The sequence below is a fragment of the Nocardia sp. NPDC004278 genome (assembly GCF_053602975.1).
Map to the genome: position 1 here is coordinate 90,367 of NZ_JBSGEQ010000009.1, position 14,103 is coordinate 104,469.

Annotated in this window: 11 protein-coding genes and 2 riboswitches; of the genes, 3 read left to right on the forward strand and 8 right to left on the reverse strand. The window is 65.5% G+C overall.

What is annotated here, in order from left to right:
* Positions 1-122 precede the first annotated feature (122 nt).
* The 4 genes from ACWEO2_RS16270 to ACWEO2_RS16285 all read right to left on the reverse strand — a co-directional run bounded on the left by ACWEO2_RS16270 (position 123) and on the right by ACWEO2_RS16285 (position 4,866).
* On the reverse strand, positions 123-878 hold the full coding sequence (locus ACWEO2_RS16270) for a M14 family zinc carboxypeptidase (RefSeq protein ID WP_452406017.1): 756 nt from the start codon (positions 876-878) through the stop codon (positions 123-125).
* A 16-nt stretch (positions 879-894) separates the two neighbouring features.
* A complete protein-coding gene (locus tag ACWEO2_RS16275) occupies positions 895-2,196 on the reverse strand; it encodes a glycosyltransferase 87 family protein (protein WP_452406018.1) in 1,302 nt (433 codons plus the stop codon).
* A gap of 197 nt (positions 2,197-2,393) precedes the next feature.
* Entirely contained in the window at positions 2,394-4,025 is a 1,632-nt protein-coding gene (locus ACWEO2_RS16280) for a hypothetical protein (protein ID WP_452406019.1), read from the reverse strand.
* A 439-nt stretch (positions 4,026-4,464) separates the two neighbouring features.
* Complete coding sequence (locus tag ACWEO2_RS16285; protein WP_452406020.1) at positions 4,465-4,866, reverse strand: nuclear transport factor 2 family protein; 402 nt, start codon at positions 4,864-4,866, stop codon at positions 4,465-4,467.
* A 118-nt stretch (positions 4,867-4,984) separates the two neighbouring features.
* Here ACWEO2_RS16285 and ACWEO2_RS16290 point away from each other — a divergent pair, with 118 nt between their 5' ends.
* Entirely contained in the window at positions 4,985-5,359 is a 375-nt protein-coding gene (locus tag ACWEO2_RS16290; protein ID WP_452406021.1) for a VOC family protein, read from the forward strand.
* A gap of 1 nt (position 5,360) precedes the next feature.
* On the opposite strand, the gene ACWEO2_RS16295 is transcribed toward ACWEO2_RS16290, so the two are convergent.
* A complete protein-coding gene (locus tag ACWEO2_RS16295) occupies positions 5,361-6,683 on the reverse strand; it encodes an MFS transporter (RefSeq protein WP_452406022.1) in 1,323 nt (440 codons plus the stop codon).
* 157 nt (positions 6,684-6,840) lie between these two features.
* Here ACWEO2_RS16295 and ACWEO2_RS16300 point away from each other — a divergent pair, with 157 nt between their 5' ends.
* Both ACWEO2_RS16300 and ACWEO2_RS16305 read left to right on the forward strand, forming a co-directional pair.
* Positions 6,841-8,238 carry a metallophosphoesterase gene (locus tag ACWEO2_RS16300; RefSeq protein WP_452406023.1) on the forward strand — a complete coding sequence of 466 codons (1,398 nt, stop codon included), beginning with the start codon at positions 6,841-6,843 and terminating at the stop codon, positions 8,236-8,238.
* A gap of 111 nt (positions 8,239-8,349) precedes the next feature.
* Complete coding sequence (locus ACWEO2_RS16305) at positions 8,350-9,411, forward strand: alpha/beta hydrolase (RefSeq protein WP_452406024.1); 1,062 nt, start codon at positions 8,350-8,352, stop codon at positions 9,409-9,411.
* Between the two features lies 1 nt (position 9,412).
* On the opposite strand, the gene ACWEO2_RS16310 is transcribed toward ACWEO2_RS16305, so the two are convergent.
* From ACWEO2_RS16310 to ACWEO2_RS16320, 3 genes are all read right to left on the reverse strand, one after another.
* Entirely contained in the window at positions 9,413-11,095 is a 1,683-nt protein-coding gene (locus ACWEO2_RS16310) for a tetratricopeptide repeat protein (protein WP_452406025.1), read from the reverse strand.
* Between the two features lie 105 nt (positions 11,096-11,200).
* Complete coding sequence (locus ACWEO2_RS16315) at positions 11,201-12,556, reverse strand: L-serine ammonia-lyase (RefSeq protein ID WP_452406026.1); 1,356 nt, start codon at positions 12,554-12,556, stop codon at positions 11,201-11,203.
* Positions 12,553-13,842: a serine hydroxymethyltransferase gene (locus ACWEO2_RS16320; RefSeq protein ID WP_452406027.1), complete on the reverse strand. Its 1,290-nt coding sequence runs from the start codon at positions 13,840-13,842 to the stop codon at positions 12,553-12,555. The genes ACWEO2_RS16315 and ACWEO2_RS16320 overlap by 4 nt, the downstream gene beginning before the upstream one ends.
* Positions 13,843-13,877: 35 nt before the next feature.
* Positions 13,878-13,972, reverse strand: a riboswitch (glycine riboswitch).
* Positions 13,973-14,065: riboswitch (glycine riboswitch) on the reverse strand.
* Between the last annotated feature and the right edge of the window lie 38 nt (positions 14,066-14,103).

The following is a 14,103-nucleotide window of genomic DNA, read 5'->3' on the forward strand; positions in this document are numbered from 1 at the left end:
GTAACCGGATTGCTTCGCGGCGCAGGAGCTAAAGGTAACTCCGCTTGACGTGCCCGGCAAGGATCGATTTCAGGCTGAAAGCGAAGGGAATCCGCTGGTAAAGAGAACGCAAAGCCTTTGCCCTATTGGCGGTATGGCGCGGCGGCCGCCCCTGCCGCTGCGGTGAACACCTGCCCGACCTGTGGCCACAGCAACCGATCCACACATGAGTACTCCGGGAAGAATCCGGCACAGTCCGCCGTCTCCGGGCCGATCTCCATGACCAGCGCCGCCACCCCAGCGCGCGGTAGGCCTGGTCGATGCTGGTTCCCGAGATCGGATAGCCGACGGTGTCCAGGGAGGTGCCCGAGGTGAAACCCGCCGGTGCAATCTTCGCGGCCAGATTCCGCAGCCGGACACCGTCCTCGGGTGCGGTCTCCGCTGCCGTGATCCGAAATTTCCGAAGGAGTGCAGGTCGATGAGCAGTCCGGTGGCAGTGTCGGGGACGCCGCAGCGACACCCCGGTAATCCTGCGCGCACGGGTCCGCATCGGCGCCCTCCGCACTCCACCGCCCGGAAAAGTTCCGTTCCAGATCCACTCCGCGACCGTTGCCCGGGTCCTCGGTCGCGCAGGTCGGTCCGGTGTTGTCGACATTCTTGCGCCGGAATCCGGGACGGCCCTCGGCGGCGGAGACGATGTCCACACCGTCCGGATCGGCCACCGGCACGATCCAGACCTCGGTGCTGTCGAGCACCGAGGTCGCCTCTGGGTCGATACCGTAGCCGTCGGCGAGGTAGTCGACCCAGCGCCACATCAGCTCGGCGGTCGCGATCTCGCGGCGTAAATCTGGGCGAACAGCAATAGCTTCGGCTTGTTCCGCAAACCTGGCCTCCCGCACCGGGTTCCGGTGCTGGTCACGGATAAGGAGTTGGGCAGGAAGAGGATTCGGGGTCGCGACGTCGTAGCAGTGGCAGCCGGATCGAGCGCTCGGCCGATCGCTCGCTGAGCGCCGACCAGCCGTCGCGGCGTAGGTGGATCCAGGCGCCGATCAGCACCGCGAGGAAGGCGATGACGTAACCGTTGATCAGCACCTTGGTGATCGGCCACCACGGAGGCAGCAGGAACACCCCGATCGACACCCAGGTTCTGCTCCAGTGATAGGTCCAGGCGGCGGTCGCGGCGAACAGCACCGCCGCCGCGACCCACCAGCGCCAACTGTCCCGCGCCTTGTGCACCAGATAGACCAGCAGCGGCACGAACCACACCCAATGGTGTCCCCAGGAGAACGGCGATACCGCACAGGCGGTCAGCCCGGCCAGTGTGATCGACAGCAGCCGCTCACCGCGCCGATACAGCGCCGTGGTGACGACCAGGCTGGCGATCGCGATCGACCCCGCGACGAGCAGCCACAGCCACATCGGCGCCGGCCGATCCAGCAGATGCGCGATGACACCGCGAATGGATTGGTTGGCCGGGTGGGTATCCACCGCAATCCGATTGGACTGGAAGAACGTCGAGGTCCAGTACTCCCGCGAATCGGCGGGCAGGATGACCCAGGCGAAGGCGATGGAGGCGAGGAAGGTGACGCATGCGGTGATCGCCGAACGCCATTGGCGCAGAGCCACGAAGTACGCCACGAAGTAGATCGGGGTGAGTTTGATCCCCGCCGCGAGTCCGACGCCGATGCCGCGCACCTTCCCGTAGTCGTCGCGCAGCGCGTCCAACAGGATCAGCAGCATCAACACCAGGTTGATCTGCCCGAAGTAGAGCGTTTGGCGGACGGGTTCGATGAACACGCAGGTGACCGCCAGCAGGACACTGATCACGACCAGCCGAGTGGTGATCCGGTACCCGAGCAGCCGCCAGCTGAGCAGCACACAGCCGATGAGCACGCCCAGGTTGAACACCAGCCAGGTGTTGGTGACGTACCCCCACGGGACCAAATAGATCGGCACGAACGCGATGGTGGAGAACGGCGTGTAGGTGTACAGCAGCCCGCGCATGGTCGGCTCGGTATACAGCGGGATATCGTGCACGATCCGGAACGCACCGTCCCGATAGATGTGCACGTCCAGCCCGCCGACCAGGAACCCGCCCTTGTCCAGGAAGGGATCGATGGTGGTGAACAGCAGGATCACCGACAGCAGGGCGCTCCCGGCGAGGATGTATATCGCTGGGCCCGTGCGCGGAAACTCCAGCTTCCGGGTGTCTCGCACCGCTTCGCTATGAAAGCGATAGCGCCGACGCGGAACTGATGGTTCTGGATCCTGCTGAGTGGTAAGACCTCATCACTGGACCGATCCATCCCTTCGTTCCCACACCTGATACACGCAGCGGCCGCCAGTTATTAACGTACCTAATGACCCGAGCCTGCATCATGCCCCGAAGTCTCCCGGGCTCGCAAGCGCCGAGATCATCGTTGTCTGCTCGCCCTGGCCCGCCTGCGCTCCGCCTGTAGTTCGGCAAGTTCTTGTTCGAGCATCTCGGCGATGCGGAACTGTCCGGTGTCGTGGATATCGGGTGTGCGAACGACCTGAAGGTGCGGATCCGGATCGGCGGGCGCGTTGCCCTTGCCCCGGGTGTTCTCGGTCGACCTGCTGTCCTTGCGCCCCTCGAGCGAGCTGGTCTTGCGCGATACCGCCGAGGACGAACTGTTCCTGCGCAACGCCGACACCACCGATGGCTTGCCATCCGAGACGGGAGCGGACTCGGCGACGGCCGGCGCCGCCTTGCGGGCGGCTGCCTTGGCAGGTTGCGGGCTCGCCGGGCGGCTCTCCACCTTGGGCACGGGCGCGGTCTCGGCCGCGGCGCCCGATTGGTCGGATGGCGGAGCGAAGGGGTTGTTCTTCGCGACCACCGGCGCGACCGGTTCCTTGGCGACCACGGGGCGGCTCTCGGGCTTGGCGGGCGTCGCCCGCTGCTCCGGTGCCGTCGGCGCCGAATTGCCCGGCGCACTGCCGTTCTCGGCCCCGGCGCGGCCATTGCTGTTGCTTGCCGCTCGGCGCGTATCGGGATCGATCTCGGCCACGGTGGCCGGATCACCCTGTGCGGCAGCGTCTTCCCCTTCAGCCGTTTCGGCCGGCTCCTCGACCTCGGCCTCTTCGGCCTCCACGATCGCTTCGACTTCCAGCTCCACGTCCTGGTTCGTGGTGGCTGCTCGGGACACCTGGGCCGACTCCGCGGACTCCTTACCCGATTCCGACGCCACCAGGGCCGCGAGCGCATTCGCGCGGTAGGTGGTGATCGTCGGGAGCTTTTCCCGGATCTGCTCGGCCGGATCGGGTAACTCGCGAACCTGCTCGGTGGCCCGGTAGATGGCCAGGCCGTAGCGGGCGCTCGCGGCATCATGGATGAGTAGGGCGACACCGATCATGACCGGCGCGACCGCGTGCACACCGGTCTCATACCATTCCCCGTCGCGCAGGTACGGGTAGGTGTTGAGGGTGACCGTCAGTGTCAGCAGGGCGATTTCGGCCGCGGCGACCTGTCGGCGGTTATCGATGACACCCCATTCGGCGACCTTATTGGTGCCGACCATGATGATGATCAGGCAGACGCTGATCATCGCCTCGATGAGATAGCTGAACCAGTACAGCGGATCGCCCGGCCCGCCCGGTGCGATGTTGTGCTGCACATTGACCGCGGACCACAGCATGCCCGCCGCCACCACACCCGCCAGCGCGCGCAGTGACCATCCTCGATGCCGGTACAGCGACGCCAGCTTGGCATGCGGGCTCGACTCCCGCCGCTGCGCCGCAATTGCCTTGCGGGCTACCAGTAGATCTCTGATATCGGCCTTCTCGATCGCTTCGGTGGTATGCCTTGCGCGGTCGGCCGCGGCGGCCGCGGCCTGAACCTGTTTCCATCGCTGCGCGCGATCCTCGCCGCGAATCTTCTCGGCGAGCTCACGTTCGGCGATCAGCTCGTCCTCGGACAGCGCCTCGGTGAGCGCAGGATCGAACTGATAGGCCAGTCGTCCTCGGGCCCGCTCGACCCGCCGCGCGAGCTGTCCGACCTCGTCCTCGATGGGATGTTCGATGGTCAAATCGACTCCCCGCGGGAGAGATTCAACGGCGGACAAATGATCACGCGTGGGAACGGCACCAGACATTCATAGTCGATGTACCGTTGCCAGCGAAACTGTCAATTTGCCGTCGCTGGGTTGTGTCGCGGCGCGCCGCGCGCGACACACGCATCGCAGGTTTCGATTTAACGACGATTTAGTACTCGCGGACGCCGTCCCGCGGCGCGATGACCACGCGGTTGAACGGCCTCGGTGCGCTGCGAACCGAATGTTTGCCGCCAGCAAACAGCCCGACCAGTCGGTTCATTCAACGGGTGTCGACATAGTCGGGCGTGTCGCCGCCAACCGGTCGATAGGTCATGCGAATTCGGATCTCCGCCTCGGGCAGGCCACGAACGAATGCGGCGAGATCCGTTGACATACGGCCATCCTCCAGCTGCGTGGCCGCGAAAGTTTGCGATCAGGCCGCGGCCGAGAGCGCCTCGCGCCAGTGCCAGGTGTCGGTGTACTGATGCAGGGCGAGCAGCTTGCCGTCGGCAATATGCCAGATGTGGGCGAATTCGGCGGTGACATGCTTGCCGGTGGCGCGGGCCGTGCCGCGATAGTGGCCGGTGACGATGACGGTGTCGTACTGGCCGTCGAACCACTCTTCGGCGAACGGGGCGATCGCGAAGTCACGGAATACCGGCCCCCAGATGCCCGCGAGTGCCGCTTCCGGGCCATGTGCCTGGGTGATCTCGACGCTGGGCATTCCCGGGGCCACCCAGCCTTCGAAGCGCGGATGCAGCGCCGCCAGAATCGCGGCGGCATCACCGGATTGTGTTGCTTTGTAGAACTTGTCGACTACATCTCGATTGCTCATGAGCCCATATTAGAAGGATCATTCTAAATCAACCAGAGGGCAAGGCCGGTGATCCGCAGCACAGCGGTGGCTCGCCGACCCGAGCACAGGGCGGGGCTGGATGGCTACGCTCGGTTGGATGATCCTTCGCCATGTGACCGTGGATTGCGCCGATCCGTATGCGCTTGCGACGTTCTGGAGTGCCGTCACCGGATGGCCGATAGCCGAGGAGGACGGGCCGGGCACCGATGAGGCCCTGGTCGAATCACCGTCCGGAGTTCCCGGCCTCTTGTTCATCCGAGTACCCGAGGACAAGACGGTGAAGAACCGGATCCACTTCGACTGGATGCCCACCGAACGCAGCCGTGACGAAGAGGTGCGCCGGATCCTCGACCTGGGCGCGACACTCTACGAGGACCATCGCAGCGCCGATGGGCTCGGGTGGGTCACGCTGCTGGATCCGCAAGGCAATGAGTTCTGCGTCGAGCGGAGTGCGGCCGAGCGAGCGGCCTGACTCAGCGCCGAACTCCCGAATCCGTTGGCGCGGTGCGGATTCGGGATCGCAGGGCGAGGACGCCGATGGCGGAGCCGATCATGGCGAGGCCGACGACCCACAGTCCGGCGCGCTGGGTGCCGGTCAGATCTTTTAATGCGCCGGTCACGTACGGTGCGACGAACCCGCTGACATTGCCGATCGAATTGATCAGGGCGATACCGCCAGCCGCGGCGGCACCGGAGAGGAATGTGCTCGGCAGCGCCCAGAAGGTGGGCAGCGCGGCGAGGACACCGACCGCGCATACGGTGACCGCGACCATTGCGGCGAAGGGATTGCCCAGATACAGCGCCGCCGGAATCGCGAGCCCGCCGACCAGCGCGGGCAGCGCCACATGCCAGGCCCGCTCGCCCGTCCGGTCACCGTGCCTGCTCCACACGACCATGACAACGGCGCCGATCACATAGGGGACCGCGTTGATGAGCCCGCGTTGCACCACCGAATAGTGGGTGCCGTACTGCTGTTGGAATCCGGTGATGATGGTGGGCAGGAAGAACCCGAGCGCGTACAGGCCGTACACGATGCCGCCATAGATGAGGGCAAGGCCGAGCACGCGCGGATGGGTGAGGGCCTTGCGCACCGTCCAGTGTTCGACGCGTGCCGCCTGCTCGGCGTCGAGTTCGGCGGTCAGCCAGTCCCTTTCCGCCGGTGTCAGCCACTTCGCCTGTGCGGGTCGGTCGGTGAGGAAGAACCAGGTGACGACCGCGAGCGCGATCGCGGGCAGTCCCTCGACCAGGAACATGAAACGCCAGCCGCTGAGTCCGAAGACACCGTCGCCGTACTGGATGATCAGACTCGATACCGTCGAACCCAATGCGGTCGAAATCGGCACCGCCGTCATGAACAGGGCGACGATTCTCGCGCGCTGGGTCTGCGGAAACCAATAGGTGAGATACAGCAGGATGCCGGGGAAAAATCCGGCCTCGACCACACCCAGCGTGAATCGCAGGATGTAGAGCCAGGTCTCATTGGGCACGAACGCCATGGCGGTGGCGACCGCACCCCAGCTCACCATGATCCTGGCGATCCAGCGTCGCGCCCCGAAGCGGTGCAGTGCCAGATTGCTCGGCACTTCCAATACGAGATAGCCGATGAAGAAGATGCCGGAGGCGAATCCGAACGCCGTTTCGGTCAGTCCCAGATCCGATTTCATCCCGCTGGGTCCGGCGAATCCGATATTGACCCGATCCAGGTAGTTGATGAAATACAACAGCCCGAGATACGGCACCAAACGAATCGTGACCTTGCGCAACGTCGCGCGGGACACCTCGGTCGTTCCACCCATCCGCGCACTCTCGACCCGGATCCGGTTCGGAGTCAAATCCCCACGCCCGGCGATACCGCTCGAATGTTCGATAACGGAAGCCGACCTGTCATGTGCGCGGACCCGAGCGTTCAACCGGCAACCGTACCGTCGGGGACAGAGGCGAACGGAGATCACTATGCTCGATCCGCGACTTCGGACCCTGTGGCTGGCGAATGTGGCAGCGGGCGCCGCGGCGGTCACCGTGCGAACTCCGCGCTACGCGCACCCGAGAGTCGCCGATTCCGTTCGGGTGCGTCGGGATTCGATGGTGGCCACCGACCTCGAGGTGGTCACGGTGACCGATCGCTCGGCGATCCTGACCTGGACCACGCGCGCCCGCGACCGCTACGGGCGGACCCGCCCGGTACCCGCCGATACCGAGGTCAGGATCGCACCGGTCGACGGCCGGTTGTCGGCGCGGCCGCACTTCCTGGACTCCCGGCCGACCGCCTACCACTACGCGGAACTCGACGGACTCGAGCCCGGCCGCACCTACCGGTTCGAGGCCTATTCGGACGGGCGCCGCGCCGTCCCCGCCCGCACCCTGGTGACCCGCCGCGCCGGAACACCCGAATCCACTGGCACATTCACCACCGCTACCCCGCCGCCGGGACGGCTGCTGCACACCATCGCACTCGCCAACGATGTGCACTACGGGGAACACAGCAGCGGCCTGGTCGTGGCCGGACTGCCCACCGGTCTGAGCCACGATACCGAGCATTATCCGGACTTCATGCTGACGGCTTTGCTCGATGATCTGCGCCGACCCGACCGCGCGGCCGATCAGCTGATCGTCGCGGGTGATCTCACCGATACCGGTACCCTCGAACAGTGCCTCGGCGTGCGCAAGCGGCTCGACGGGTGGGGTGTCCTCGGCCGCGATTACTTCGTCTGCCGAGGTAACCACGATAAGCCGGATGCGCACCGAATCGACCACTGGGGCAAGGTATTCCACGCCCGCCAGCGCCTGGTCGAGCATCGTGTCGGCGAACTGCGCATGATCGGCCTCGACACCACCCGGCTGCGCGGATCCGGCGGCACCATCGTGGCACCGCAATTGGCGCATCTGCGTGAGGTGCTCGTGGCCGACTCCGACCGGCCCACCCTGGTCTTCGGCCACCATCCGGTGACTTCCCATGCGGCGGTGAGCAATCCGGGCGGCCCCGGATTCGTCCTCGACCGCACGAATGCCGCCGCCCTGCACACCCTCTATCGCAACACCCCGGGCGTATTCCTGCACCACTGCGGGCACACCCACCGCAATCGCCGCAACCGTCCCGACTCCGGTGTCGATGTCGAATTCCTGGAAGTCGCGGCCACCAAGGAATATCCGGGCGGCTATAGTCTGCTGCGCCTCTACGAGGGCGGGTACACGGTCAACTTCTACAAGACCCGCACCGAATCCGCCCGACGCTGGAGCACCCGCACCCGCCGCCAATACCTCGGCCTGCACCCCGATCACGCACTCGGCAGCTGCGCCGACCGCAATCACGTCGTACTCCGCGACTTCTCCGGTCTGCGGGCTGGCCGGTAGTTACGAGCGGCGTGGCTTCCACCGCCACCGGTGTGCACAAACGTGCTCGGTGCTGTATACGGGAACGGGCGCGATGTTCAGTGCGGCCGATTCGGGAGAGGTTGGGAGCCGATGGGTGTTGGTGGTCTTCGATTGGCCTCGGTTATCGCCGCCGCGGCTGTGCTCGGGAGTGGGTCCATCGCGGCCGGAGTTCGTTCGAACGCGGCACCGGACCCGATCATTGCCAACGGTTCGGTGTTGGCGTCGGTGACGACCGAGGATGGGTCGAGGATTGCCGCGGTCGATATTCGTGATGCTCGCAATCTGACATTGACGGTGTATTCGGGGGCGATGGGCCGGGAGCTTTCGGTGCAGGTGCAGCGGCCCGCGGATACCGGTGCGGCGCGGCCGACGGTGTATCTGCTGGCCGGGGTGGATGGCGGCACCGATGGTTCGACGTGGGCCACGAAGACCGATGTCATGCGGTTTTTCGGCGATAAGAACATCAATGTGGTGCAGCCGATCGGCGGGGCATACAGCTACTACGCCGATTGGCGTGCGGTGGACCCGGTGTTGGGAGTCAATAAGTGGCAGACGTATTTGACTCGCGAGTTGCCGCCGTTGATCGATGCGGCGCTGGGGACCAATGGGCGCAATGCCATTGCGGGGATCTCCACGTCCGGCACATCGGTGCTGTCGCTGGCGATTTCGAGTCCGGGGCGGTACAGCTCCGTCGGTGCGTTCAGCGGGTGTGCGCAGATCAGTGATCCGGTCGGGCAGGCGTTCGTCGAAATGTCGGTGCGCAAAGGGCACGGAGATCCCGTGAATATGTATGGGCCGCCCCAGGATCCGATGTGGGCGGCCCATGATCCGTATGTGAATGCCGAGGGGCTGCGCGGGTTGAATTTGTACCTGTCGGCCGGGAGTGGAATGCCGGGCCCCTATGACAATCCCACCGATCCGCATACCCAGACCCCAGCGGAAGGTGGGCTCCCGCTCCAGGTGACCATGGGCGGCGCCATCGAGGGAGCCACGGCCTGGTGCACCCGCAATCTGCGAGACCGGCTGAATCAGCTCGGCATTCCCGCCACCTTTGATCTCGAACCCACCGGCACCCATTCCTGGGGCTATTGGGAACGCGCGCTGAAGGATTCGTGGCCGGTGCTCAGCAATGGGCTCGGCGATATCTCCTGACTCACTCGTGCGCACCGCAGCAGCGCGTATCCACGTGACCGATCGCGGACAATCGGCAGAAGCACGAGGCATCGATCGGCACATCCGCCACGGCCGTGGCCAATTTCAACTGCTGGGCGATGATTCGGGCCTCCCCGGCCTTGCCGAGGCGCACCAGGCATTCGTGATAGCCGTGCAGACTCCAGACATTGCCCGGATGTTGGCAGGCGCGCGGCAGGGTGTCATCGAGCCCGAGATCGGCTCGGTAGACGGCCTCGGCCTCGGCAATGCGGCCCTGTTCGAGCAGTAGCGCAGCGTAGGCGTGCCGAGTCGGCTGCATCCAGCCCCACGGTTCGTCGTAGGGCAGATTGTCGTCGAGGTCGATGCCGCGGCGCAGGGCTTCGAAAGCGCTGTCGTAATTGCCCTTTCGGTACTGGAGTTCACCGTCGAGCATGGCCGCGGCAATGGCGAGGATATCGCGGCAGGTGTTGTTGAAAAGGGTCCGGGATTCGGGAACCCGGTCGACCGCGGCGAGGAAGTGGCGCTGCTGCTCATCGGCCTCGGCGACGCGGTTGGTCGCGGCGTAGGCGACGCCCTTGGCGTAATGCAGCATCGCGACGGTGACGCAGTACAGCTCTTGATCTTTCGGCAGCGCCAGATCGATGATCTCGGCCCATTTCCCGAACCGGATGAACGTGTGGACCCGCATCGACAGGAAGCCCTCCAGCCAATCCGCCATCGGCGGCGACTGCACCCGCAGCAGCTCCTCCGGAATGGAATTCTCCAGCTGCGCAACGGTTTCCAGCGCCACCCGAGACTGCCCGAGGAACATCGCGCCATAGATTTTGAAGTGATAATTGTGCGCGCGGTAGAGAGTGTAGAAGTTGATCTCCCCCGCCAGCCGGACATACTTCTCGTCCGCGGCGATCGCGGCCGAATTGGCGGCTACCACCGCACGGTAGTCACCACAGAGCACATCCAGATGCGACGGCATGTGCTCGAGATGACCCGCATCGGGCACCAGACCACGCAGCCGATCCGCCACCATCAGCGCGGCTTCCGGCGTCGGCGACATCTCCATCAAATGGATGTATAGATGCAGCACGCCCGGATGCCCGCGCCCCTCGGCGGTCCGCAACGCCCGCTCCAGCACGGCCTTGGCCTCGAGCGTGGCCGCCCCGTCGGCGGGCGCACCACTGCGCTGATCCCACAGCGCCCACGGCGTCTGATTCATCAGCGCGTCGGCGAACAGCGTCGCGACCTCGAGATCATCCGGAAACCGCTGGTAGACGCCGCGCATGGCCGCGGCATACTCGGCATTCCAGACCGACCCATCCCCATCGGGCACCTTCGCCGGATACCGCGCGGCCAATGCATCGATCAGCGCACGCTCGACCTGCGAGCCCCCGAGTTCGGCGGCCTTGCGGGCGGCGTCATGGGTCCGCGCGACCGTATCGGCCAACTCCGTAGCGTCGAAGAACTCCCACGGCTTGTTGTAATTCGGCCCCAGCGCATATGCCACCCCCCAGGCGGCCATAGCGCACCCCGGATCCAGCTGTGCAGCCCGCTCGAAGCACTGCACCGCCTCCTCATGGTTGAAGGCATACGTCCAGATCAGCCCGCGATCGAACCACCGCTGCGCGGCAGCCGACGCCGTCGTCACCGGCCGCGCATAAGTTCCGAGATCGTAGTAGTCCACGGCCATTCTCCCGGGCTCGGATATGAGTGGATCTCAGCCTTCTGGACGATTATGCGCCCCGCGACCACTGATCGACGCCGCCCACAGTTCTGCCCGACGATCGCTGCGGCCTCAGCATTCGACGACGGCGACCGCGAGGCCGCCCTGGGAGGTCTCCTTGTACTTGTCGAGCATGTCGGCACCGGTTGCGCGCATGGTTCGGATGGCCTGGTCGAGGGAGACGTGGTGGATGCCGTCGCCGCGAACGGCCATTCGGGCGGCGGTGATGGCCTTGACAGCGGCGACGCCGTTGCGTTCGATGCAGGGGATCTGGACGAGGCCGCCGATCGGGTCGCAGGTAAGGCCGAGGTTGTGCTCGATGCCGATTTCGGCGGCGTTCTCGATCTGGGCCGGGGTGCCGCCGAGTACGGCGGCGAGTCCGGCGGCGGCCATGGCACAAGCCGCACCGACCTCGCCTTGGCAGCCGACTTCGGCGCCGGAGATGGAGGCGTTCTCCTTGATCAGCTGGCCGATCGCCCCTGCGGTCAGCAGGAATTCGATCACGGCGTCCGCGCTGTCGGTGACGAACCGCTGAATATAGTGCAGCACAGCGGGAATGATGCCGGCCGCGCCATTGGTCGGTGCGGTGACGACGCGTCCGCCCGCCGCGTTCTCCTCGTTGACAGCCATCGCGAACAAGGTGACCCATTCCATCGCACGCAGCGGATCTGTTTCATCGGCTTCGAACATCAGGCGATCGTGCAGTGCCGCTGCCCGCCGCCGCACACTGAGCGCGCCGGGCAGGACACCGCGCGTGGTCATGCCACGTCGGACGCAATCCTGCATGACGGCCCAGATATCGAGCAGCTCGGCACGGATGTGATCCGCACTGCGCCAAGACATTTCGTTCGCCAGCACAATGGCGCTGATCGGCTGGCACGCCGCGAGAGCGAGCAGGTCGCGCCCCGAACAGAATGGCTGCGGCACGGCCACGACCTCGGCCGGTCCAGCGATCTCGTCCTCGTCGAGGACGAAACCACCTCCGACGGAATAGAACTGGCGTTCAGCGAGCACGCATCCGACATCGTCGAGAGCGCGGAACAGCATGCCATTGCTGTGGAAGGCGAGTTTGGTCCGCCCGAGCAGTTCGATGTCCTCCTCGATGAGGAAGCCGATCGGGTGCACGCCGCCCAGGTGCAGCATGCCGGTGGCGCGCACGTCGGATGTGGTGCGCGCCACCACCTTCGGCTCGACCACCTCGGGTCGTTCCCCCGACAATCCGGTGACGACCGCCTCGATACTGCCGTGCCCGCGCCCGGTCGCGCCGAGCGATCCATACAACTGCACCCGTACGGCAGCCGTATTGTGCAGCACCCCATCGGATTTCAGCCGATCGATGAACCGCGCCGCCGCCCGCATCGGTCCCACCGTATGCGAACTCGACGGCCCGATGCCGACCCGGAACAGATCGAAAATGCTGACCGTCATGCCGTACCGCGCAGACCCGGGTACAGCGGAAACCGGCGTACCAGCGCATCGACGCGCTCGGTTGATTCGGCGATGGACTGCCCCCGCAGCAGCGCCACCGCGATGATATCGGCGACCTCGGTGAACGCCTCGATATCGAACCCGCGGGTGGCCAGCGCTGGCGTACCGATCCGCAGTCCCGAGCTGACCATCGGCGGGCGTGGATCGAACGGAACGGCATTGCGGTTCACCGTGATGCCGATGTCGTGCAGCAGATCCTCCCCCTGCTGACCGTCGAGTTCGGAATCACGCAGATCGACGAGCACCAGGTGCACATCGGTGCCGCCGCTGACGACATTGATGCCCGCCGCCCGGCAGTCCGTGGCGAGCAACCGTTCGGCGAGCAGGCGCGCACCGGCGAGAGTGCGCTCCTGACGTTCCCGAAACACCGGTTCGCTTGCCATTTTGAACGCGACGGCCTTGGCCGCGATCACATGCTCGAGCGGCCCGCCCTGCTGTCCGGGAAAGACCGCCGAACCCAGCTTCTTGGCCAATTCCTCGACCGCGAGAATGAATCCGCCACGGGGTCCGCCGAGCGTCTTGTGGGTTGTCGAGGTGACGATATGCGCGTGCGGCACCGGCGAGGGATGCAGCCCGGCCGCGACCAGACCGGCGAAGTGCGCCATATCCACCATCAAATACGCGCCGACTTCATCTGCGATGCGGCGGAATTCGGCGAAATCGAGATGGCGCGGGTACGCGGACCACCCCGCCACGATCAGCTTCGGCCGGTGCTCGTGGGCGAGCCTGCGCACCTCGTCCATATCGATGAGATGGTCCTCGGCCCGAACGTGATAGGCCGCGACGTCATAGAGCCGCCCGGAGAAGTTGATCTTCATCCCGTGCGTCAGATGACCGCCGTGATCCAGCGCCAGCCCGAGGATGCCGTCACCGGGCCGCAGCACCGCGTGCATTGCCGCCGCATTCGCCTGCGCCCCCGAATGCGGTTGCACGTTCACGTATTCGGCGCCGAAGAGCCCGCGCAGTCGCTCGATCGCCAGCGACTCGATCTGGTCGATATGCTCGCACCCGCCGTAGTAGCGACGCCCCGGATATCCTTCGGCGTACTTATTGGTCAGCACCGATCCCTGCGCCTGCATCACCGCGAGCGGCGCGTAGTTCTCCGATGCGATCATCTCCAGCCCGCGCTGCTGACGGTCGACCTCCCGGTCCACCAATTCGGCGACGAGCGGGTCGAATTCGCGCAGTGTGGCATCGAGTTCGGTTCGGATAGCGGAGTCGGCCATGAGGAGCCTTTCGTCGACGCGTGCGCGTAGGTAGCTCCTCCCGCTCTGTCCAATGGCCTGAGAGATTCACGCACCCGGTCGGTGCGTTTGCCCCGTCGGCGAGTGCGCGTGCACTGCTTTCCAGAGTTGCCTGAGCGCAGCGGTACTGGGGCCTGAGAGATTCCCGGGAGGTGTTGCTCCTTCGGCTTCCACATACGGTGTGGAGATCTCCCGCTGCACGTCGAACGGCGGATATTCGGTTTCGCAAGAAGCAAGTTGCGT

What these genes read in the sequence shown, in the direction of transcription:
- ACWEO2_RS16285 (WP_452406020.1), bottom strand. Translation starts at nt 4,866, where the DNA reads ATGAGCAATCGAGATGTAGTCGACAAGTTCTACAAAGCAACACAATCC.
- ACWEO2_RS16290 (WP_452406021.1), top strand. Translation starts at nt 4,985, where the DNA reads ATGATCCTTCGCCATGTGACCGTGGATTGCGCCGATCCGTATGCGCTT.
- ACWEO2_RS16295 (WP_452406022.1), bottom strand. Translation starts at nt 6,683, where the DNA reads ATGGGTGGAACGACCGAGGTGTCCCGCGCGACGTTGCGCAAGGTCACG.
- ACWEO2_RS16300 (WP_452406023.1), top strand. Translation starts at nt 6,841, where the DNA reads ATGCTCGATCCGCGACTTCGGACCCTGTGGCTGGCGAATGTGGCAGCG.
- ACWEO2_RS16305 (WP_452406024.1), top strand. Translation starts at nt 8,350, where the DNA reads ATGGGTGTTGGTGGTCTTCGATTGGCCTCGGTTATCGCCGCCGCGGCT.
- ACWEO2_RS16310 (WP_452406025.1), bottom strand. Translation starts at nt 11,095, where the DNA reads ATGGCCGTGGACTACTACGATCTCGGAACTTATGCGCGGCCGGTGACG.
- ACWEO2_RS16315 (WP_452406026.1), bottom strand. Translation starts at nt 12,556, where the DNA reads ATGACGGTCAGCATTTTCGATCTGTTCCGGGTCGGCATCGGGCCGTCG.
- ACWEO2_RS16320 (WP_452406027.1), bottom strand. Translation starts at nt 13,842, where the DNA reads ATGGCCGACTCCGCTATCCGAACCGAACTCGATGCCACACTGCGCGAA.